The sequence below is a fragment of the Okeania sp. SIO2F4 genome (assembly GCF_010672385.1).
Lineage (GTDB): Bacteria > Cyanobacteriota > Cyanobacteriia > Cyanobacteriales > Microcoleaceae > Trichodesmium.
Map to the genome: position 1 here is coordinate 1 of NZ_JAAHGT010000497.1, position 6942 is coordinate 6942.

At 38.1% G+C, this 6942-nt stretch carries 5 protein-coding genes; 1 reads left to right on the forward strand and 4 read right to left on the reverse strand.

Going from position 1 to position 6942, the window contains the following annotated elements:
• From F6K22_RS25720 to dacB, 4 genes are all read right to left on the reverse strand, one after another.
• Positions 1–1578, reverse strand: a 1578-nt coding sequence (locus F6K22_RS25720) for a xanthine dehydrogenase family protein molybdopterin-binding subunit (RefSeq protein WP_293104558.1), incomplete at its 3' end; no start/stop codon positions are given.
• Between the two features lie 400 nt (positions 1579–1978).
• Positions 1979–2974 carry an FAD binding domain-containing protein gene (locus tag F6K22_RS25725; protein ID WP_293104561.1) on the reverse strand — a complete coding sequence of 332 codons (996 nt, stop codon included), beginning with the start codon at positions 2972–2974 and terminating at the stop codon, positions 1979–1981.
• Positions 2961–3452 carry a (2Fe-2S)-binding protein gene (locus F6K22_RS25730; protein ID WP_293104564.1) on the reverse strand — a complete coding sequence of 164 codons (492 nt, stop codon included), beginning with the start codon at positions 3450–3452 and terminating at the stop codon, positions 2961–2963. The genes F6K22_RS25725 and F6K22_RS25730 overlap by 14 nt, the downstream gene beginning before the upstream one ends.
• A 759-nt stretch (positions 3453–4211) precedes the next feature.
• A complete protein-coding gene (gene dacB / locus F6K22_RS25735; protein ID WP_293104567.1) occupies positions 4212–5675 on the reverse strand; it encodes a D-alanyl-D-alanine carboxypeptidase/D-alanyl-D-alanine endopeptidase in 1464 nt (487 codons plus the stop codon).
• 364 nt (positions 5676–6039) lie between these two features.
• On the opposite strand from dacB, the gene F6K22_RS25740 reads away from it, so the two are divergent.
• Positions 6040–6555, forward strand: a complete 516-nt coding sequence (locus tag F6K22_RS25740) for a Uma2 family endonuclease (RefSeq protein ID WP_293104570.1) — start codon at positions 6040–6042, stop codon at positions 6553–6555.
• Positions 6556–6942 lie beyond the last annotated feature (387 nt).

A 6942-nucleotide genomic window follows, 5' to 3' on the forward strand; every position in this document is an offset into this window, starting at 1 on the left:
TTCTAATATTTGATTCCGAGCGTTCGTTGCTGCTGCTTGTACCGCCGAACCTACACTACTCGCTGTAGTTGAATTTCCTGTGAGTGGAGCTTTAGGTAAATTTGTGTCACCGAGCTTAAATTCCACCTGTTCTAGAGAGACTCCTAAAAGCTCTGCTGCAACTTGGGTCATCACAGTGTAAGTTCCGGTGCCTAAGTCGTGGGTTGCACTTTCGACTAAAATTTTCCCACTATTATATATAGTTACCTTAGCAGTGGCAGGCCAAGTATTTGCAGGAAAAGTGGCACTTGCCATTCCCCAACCAATGAGACGATCGCCATTACTCATAGAACCAGGTTTGGGGTTGCGGTGTTTCCAGCCAAATATTTCTGATCCTCGCTGATAACATTCTTTAAGAGATTTACTCGACCACGGGTGTCCGGTGGCAGGGTCTACATCTGCGTGGTTGCGGAGGCGGAGTTCTATGGGGTCTAATTCCAAAGCATAACTCAGTTCATCTATTGCTGACTCTAGGGCAAACATTCCTGCTGCTTCCCCCGGTGCCCGCATAAAAGTGGGAGTACCAGCATTAATGCGACCAAGACGGTATTTCGTGTCCAGGTTCCGGCAAGCATACATCATATTTGTTGCCAATGTAACTGGTTCAGCAAATTCGTCAAAGAGTGAGGTGATGGTTTCGCCGATGTGTTTGATGAGTGTAATTTTCCCGTCTTTAGTTGCGCCAACGGTCAGATGTTGACGAGTGGGGGCGCGGTATCCAACAGAAGTATACATTTGGGCGCGGGTGAGTGCTAGTTTAACAGGACGCTGAACATAACGCGCTGCCAGAGTAGTCAGGATGGTGTGAGACCAAACAAATGCTTTACAACCGAACCCACCACCGAGAAATTGAGAAATAACCCTGACGTTTTCTGGAGGAATGTCGAATACTTTGGCGATCGCCTCTTGCGTAGAAGAAACTCCCTGAGTTGTATCGTAGAGGGTGAGGCGATCGTCTTCCCAAACTGCTAGAGTTGCACAAGGTTCGATGGGGTTATGATTTTCCATCGGGGTACTGTAGGTTTGTTCGACTAAGACTTCTGCTTGGGAACGCCCAGAGTTAATGTCACCCCGGAAAGAATGAGCAGGTAGCATCCCCAGAAAAATTCTTTCTGGTTCATATCCTTGTTTGAGAGCTTCATCTATATCTATAGTTGGTTGTTCAATTTCATATTCGACTTTAACCAAGGTAGCTGCATATTGAGCTTGTTCTAAAGTTTCTGCAACTACTATCCCAATGTGCTGCCCCTGATAATAAATATTTTCATCCTGGAGAACAGGAAGACTTTGCCCACCGGGGAAAAATTTAATTTGATTAAATGTGGGAACGTTATGGTGAGTAATGACTGCCAAGACTCCTGGTGCTGTTTCTGCTGCAGTAGTTTCCAGTTTTGTAATTTTACCTTTGGCAATAGTGCTTTCTATTAATACGCCATAGGTCAAATTTTCAATTGGGATATCGGCAGTGTAACGTGCGCCACCTGTAACTTTGAGTTTTCCATCTACGCGGTTAATTGGTTTTCCGATAACTTTATTCATGTTTCCTGCTCTTGAAAAATTTTAAGTAGTTGTACAAAATAAATTTCCGAGTTGAGAGAGGGAAAAGAGGAACTTATATCATGTCCGGATAATTAGCGATAAAAAAATTTTTGTTTGTAGTTGGGCTTTAGCCCTATCTTATAGTTCGGGCTAAAGCCCAACTACGAGCCTTCCTGGTTTCTTAGTTGGAGAAAAATTAGGGAACTAGATACGCAAGTTGGTGTTGCTGATTTCGGGTATGATTTGTATTTTTTGACAATTGTTAAACTATTGAATAACCAATACTTGAGATTATTCAGTTTTTATTTTCATACCTTGATTCAGCAACGCCCGCAAGTTGCATAAATAAAAGCGGAGTTTCCTCCCACACCTCCCACCCTTCCCCCACTCCCCCACTCCCCTACTCCCCTACTTCCCTAGCGACTGCAGTTGAAACTGCCCGAATAATGGCACGTTTAGCTAATTCAATTTTGAATTGATTATATTCTAAAGGTTTTGCTCCTACTAAAGCTGCTTCTGCTGCAGTAGTAAAAGTCGCCTCATCGATCGCTTTTCCTTGCAAAACCATTTCTGCTTCCTGGCAACGCCAAGGTTTTGTACCTACTCCCCCTAATGCTAGTCGTGCAGATTTAATTATGTTTTTCTCAACTTCCAGAGCAATAGCGACAGAGACTAGAGCAAATTCATAATTGGCGCGATCGCGAACTTTTAAATAATGGGAGTTGCTAAACCAGGAAACATGAGGTACTTCCACTGCAACTATTAATTCCCCATGCTCTAAAATATTTTCTCGATGTGGCGTATCTTCCGGCAATAGATAAAAGTCATTGAGTGGCACTCGACGTTGTACAGTTTTGCCCTGAATACAAACTACAGCATCCAACGCTACCAAAGCCACTGCCAAATCTGAAGGATGAGTGGCAACGCAACTTTCACTGGTACCCAAAATAGCGTGCATTCGGTTATAACCTTCAATAGCAGGGCAACCACTACCTGGGTTGCGACGGTTGCAGGGAAAAACAGTGTCGCGAAAATAATTACAGCGTACTCGTTGCAATAAATTCCCCCCAACTGTTGCCATATTTCGGAGTTGGGGAGAAGCACTTTCTAATATTGCTTCTGAAATAACAGGATAGGAATTTTTGACAGTGGAATAACGAGCGACATCGCTCAATTTTGCCAAAGCACCGATGCGGATATTTTTCTCAGTATCGAATTCTACTGCTGTCAGGGGTAGAGAGTTAATATCTATAACTTGGTTAGGTGTTTGTACGCCATCTTTGATTAAACCTATTAAGTCGGTACCCCCAGCAATAAAAGATATAGCTGCATCTTGGGCAACTGTAGTTATAGCTGTGTTTGCTTCGTTAACTCTTGTATAACTAAATGGCTGCATTTTCCGTTGTCTCCACTACTTCACGAACTGCTGCAACAATATGATGATAAGCTCCACAACGACAGAGGTTGCCACTCATACCTTCCCGAATTTCTGTATCTGACTTTGGTTGCTTCTCTGCTAGCAAACCAACAGCAGAAACTATTTGACCAGAAGTACAATAACCACATTGAAAAGCATCATGCTCAATAAAAGCTGCTTGCATTGGATGAAGTTGTTCATTTTCTGCCAAACCTTCAATAGTAATAATTGATTTTCCCATCTGCATTACTGCCAAGGTCATGCAAGAATTTATCCGTTTCCCATCTACTAATACGGTGCAAGCTCCACATTCACCGCGGTCGCATCCTTTTTTTGTACCTGTTAAACCTAAATATTCTCGCAGTGCATCTAAAAGTGTCACGCGAGGTTCTATATTTAGCTGATGCTGTACTCCATTAATTTTTAATGTTAGTGCTATTTTTTCTTTTTCTAACATTTGCATAATCTATAAAATTAGATAATTAGACTATTAATTGATCGTATCATAATTGGGCAATTTTGGTCAATTTATTTGATATAGAAACTGCACCTGGATATCAATTATAGAAATTCCCATACTTGTAAAGTACAAAATTAGTAATTTTTAAAAAATAAGGAAGTGATAAAAAAAAATTGTTTGTAGTATAGCTCTCAGCCCTATTTATCTTCGGGCTAAGAGCTATACTACGAACTTTAATTATAACTATTCAACCAGGCATTATATCATGCATCAACATGGTTTATAGGCATAATTTCGTGACTGGAAATAATCAGGACAATAAACCAGGTTTCTTATTTGGTTGGGTAATTTATGCTGACAATATTATACCAATTATCATGCATTAATGCTATACTTAAGCAACATTTTAGCTATTAAGTAATTAACACAGGCAAACAGGACTTATTCCTTAATTATTATCCAGTTAATGTTAATTATTCTTATTTTGTACGGACGTTGCATGGAACGTCCCTACCCCCACCAAACACACGGACCACACTTCCCCACATTTGGCAGATATAGCATTCTTATAGATAGGGCTGAGAGCTATACTACGAACTTTAATTATAACTATTTAACCGGAAATGATATTACGGAGAAACCCAATTTCTTGTTTAGTTAGGTAATTCCTGCTGACAATATTATTCGACGCAATTTAGTAGTTAAAGAAGATTAAGACGACTTTATATTGTTTAATTTTTAACGAATAAATAATTTCTAACTACAAGATTTTAACTGAGTCAATAGCAAAACTATTTCATCAATAGCAGTTCTCAAATCTTTGATTTCTAAATCAGATTGATTAACAATAATACTAAAAACTAAAGGCTGAAAATTCCTAGGTTGAATATATCCTGCCAAACCAGAAACCCCACTAATTGTTCCTGTTTTTGCTTGTACATTTCCTTCTGCAAAACTATTTCTAAAACGCCGACTTAATGTACCACTTACACCAGCCACAGGTAAAGAATTTATATAAATATTTGCCCAGGGAGAATTAGCCATTATTCTGAGAGTTTGTACCAAAGCCTCCGGACTAATTAAATTATGACGAGATAAGCCTGAACCATCATTTAATCTAAAACTATTGGGAGTAACTCCTAATCTAGTTAAAATTACTTTTACCTCCTCCAAACTTTTTGCTAAAGTCTGATTATCGGATTTTTTATTAGGAACTAATCTACTCCTAACTCCTATTTGACGTAACAAAGTTTCTGCATAAACATTATTACTTTTTTTATTCACTTCCTCTATTAATTCTCCCACTGTGGGAGACTCTACAAAAGCTAATTCAGTCAAGTTTAAATTAGAGGTTATTTGTGAATTTTTGACTATTCGAGAAACCCTAATTCCTTCTGACTCTAAAACTTGACGAAATTTATTTAAAAAATTATCCACAGGTTCCACAACTGCCACATAAACAGGTTCCGATGCCGAGCCAATTCGGAGTTGCCCAGATATACGAATTATTGGTTGAATAAAATCTCGCCCTACTTCCACAAATTCTTTTTCATTCTTCGCTACAGTCACCGAATTATTTTCAATTTGCCATTTTTTGCTTTCCTCCAGATTAACAAAAGTAACTTTTAAAGGTTGACCTAAACCTTGAGGCGACAAAACTAAATCTATAGCATTTTGATTAAATATTAAACTATTAATTGGTGCCCCATAACCAGCTTGAACATCTTCCCATTCCCAATTAGGATTAACTACCATTCCCTGAAAGTAAGTATCATCAGCAATTAGTTGATTAATAGTTTCTACTCCCTGTTGTTTTAGTTGTTCAGCTAAATTTTTCAGTTGAGTTTCTGTGAGACTAGGGTCGCCTCTTCCCACAACATATATATTGTTTTTCCCATCACCATAAATAGAAGTTCTAATTCTAAATTGAGGTCTGAGTTGTTGTAATGCTGCTGCAGTTGTTAATAGTTTTGCTGTAGAAGCAGGAATAAAATAATATTCAGCATCCCGGCTGTAAATTGTAGTTTTTTCAGATAAAGTTTCAACTAAAATTCCCCACCGAGACCGATTAAAAATTGGGCGATTTATTACAGCATCAATAGAATTAGTTAGTTCCGTCGGACAAATTTCTTGATTAGTTTCTTGACTAAGTGCGATTAATGGATTGAGAAATAATACCAGGAAAGTAATTGTAATTTGTTTGAGGTAAAGTTTAAACATTGGCTATTGACTAAAAAGAGATTGTGAGAGAAAATATCATTGGACTCGGTTTAAGTACCCGGTCATTTCAGTTATTTTGTGGATTTCAAAGTAGTTTTGATTTTACTAATTATTTATGCCAACCTACTTAAAGTTAACTTTGATTCTTGAGAAGTGGGTAGAGGTTTATTCAATAATGGATAATTGATAATTACCTCTTCCTTTTAGGGAGAGGATTGAATAATTTGAGAAGTCATCGATCCCCCTAAATCCCCCTTAATAAGGGGGAATATACCTTGTATTTCCCCCCTTTTCAAGGGGGGCTAGGGGGGATATAAAAAGGATTTAGCCTGGGATTTAGGTAAATTTATACCAGGATAAATTTATGAGTATAGTAACCGATAAAAAAATATTAACAGATGAAGAATTCAGAGGATTATCAGAAAATGGTGGTCATTATGAATTAATTAATGGAGAAGTCGTTGAAATGGGAAATTCAGGAATGGAGCATGGCAATATTACTGCCTATCTATGTGGTTTAATAGAGTTGTATTATCGTCCTAAAAAGTTAGGTGTAACTTGCGACTCTAGTACAGCTTTTAGTTTAAAATCGGGAAATAAACGTTCTCCAGATATTTCTTTTGTTTCTAAAGACCGTTTGTTGGGATTAAAGCGATTACCTAAAGGTTATTTTCAGGGATCTCCCGATCTGGCAGTGGAGGTAATTTCTCCTAATAATACATTTGAGGAACTACATCAAAAAATTGTTGAATATTTTGAAAATGGATGTCGGTTAGTGTGGGCGATCAATCCTGATGAAAAATCAATCTTAGTTTATCATAAACCAGAACCAGATAAATTATTACAAATTACCGATAATTTAGATGGAGAAGATATTTGACCAGGTTTGACATTAGCAGTTGTAGACTTATTTATAGAGTGGAATTTTTAGATTTGGCATTCCTTAATTTTTCTAGGAGTAGTAGATCATCTAGATTAAAATTGTGGGTAAAAAACCTAACCCCCCAACCCCCTTCCCTAGTAGGGAAAGGGGAGAACATTCACCCCTCTCCTTGCAGGAGAGGGGTCGGGGGAGAGGTCTTCAGTGGTTGCTTGCTCCTTCCAGTTTATAATATATAATGTAAAAAAAAATTATAGACAACTATGAATAAAAAAACGACTCGACGTAACTTTATAATGACCAGTGTTGCTGTTACAGGTGGAATTGTAGGTGGTGCTGCTATGAATAAACAAACTCAGACAAAAGTGGCATCTGTAGATCTCCCCA

What these genes read in the sequence shown, in the direction of transcription:
- F6K22_RS25725 (WP_293104561.1), bottom strand. Translation starts at nt 2,974, where the DNA reads ATGCAGCCATTTAGTTATACAAGAGTTAACGAAGCAAACACAGCTATA.
- F6K22_RS25730 (WP_293104564.1), bottom strand. Translation starts at nt 3,452, where the DNA reads ATGTTAGAAAAAGAAAAAATAGCACTAACATTAAAAATTAATGGAGTA.
- dacB (WP_293104567.1), bottom strand. Translation starts at nt 5,675, where the DNA reads ATGTTTAAACTTTACCTCAAACAAATTACAATTACTTTCCTGGTATTA.
- F6K22_RS25740 (WP_293104570.1), top strand. Translation starts at nt 6,040, where the DNA reads ATGAGTATAGTAACCGATAAAAAAATATTAACAGATGAAGAATTCAGA.